The 666-nt window shown below is 76.0% G+C and carries 1 protein-coding gene; it reads right to left on the reverse strand.

Annotation, left to right across the window (positions count from 1 at the left end):
• Positions 1-666: FAD-binding protein (locus B8460_RS18115; RefSeq protein ID WP_048863021.1), on the reverse strand; the 666-nt coding region annotated here is incomplete at both ends.

A 666-nucleotide genomic window follows, 5' to 3' on the forward strand; every position in this document is an offset into this window, starting at 1 on the left:
GCGGCAGCGCGTCCACGCGCGCGACCGCGCTTGCCGGCAGCCATGCCGCCCCGGATACGCCGTACGGCGTGCGCAGACCCGCCGCGAGCACGCGCACCGCGGCCGCCGCGTCGTCCGCGGCGACCAGGAGCGTGCCCGTGGCCTCGGGCGCCGGCAGCACCTTGATGGTGATTTCGGTCATCACGCCGAGCGTGCCGTGGCTGCCGCTCAGCAGCTTGCAGAGATCGAGGCCGGTCACGTTCTTCAGCACCCGGCCGCCCGAGCGCACGACCTCGCCCTCGCCGTTGACGGCGCGCACGCCGAGGACGTGATCGCGCACCGCGCCCCAGGCGATGCGGCGCGGCCCCGACAGGTTGGTGGCGACCACGCCGCCGAGCGTCTGCACGGGCGCCCCCCCGTTCGGGTGCAGCAGGGCGGACAGGTCCGGCGGCTCGGCGATGACGTGCTGGCCCTCGGCCGCCGCCGCCGCTTCGATCTCGGCGATCGGGGTGCCGGCGCGGGCCGACATCACCAGCTCCTTGGGCGCGTAGAGCGTGATGCCCGACAGGTTGCGTGTGGAGAGCGTCTGCGCGGCCTGCACCGGTCGCAGCATGCCCTGCTTGCTGCCCGCGCCCTCGACCAGCAGCGGCGCGTGCGCGGCCGCCGCCTCGGCCACCGCCTGCGCGA

Source organism: Acidisphaera rubrifaciens HS-AP3 (genome assembly GCF_000964365.1).
GTDB classification, from domain to species: domain Bacteria; phylum Pseudomonadota; class Alphaproteobacteria; order Acetobacterales; family Acetobacteraceae; genus Acidisphaera; species Acidisphaera rubrifaciens.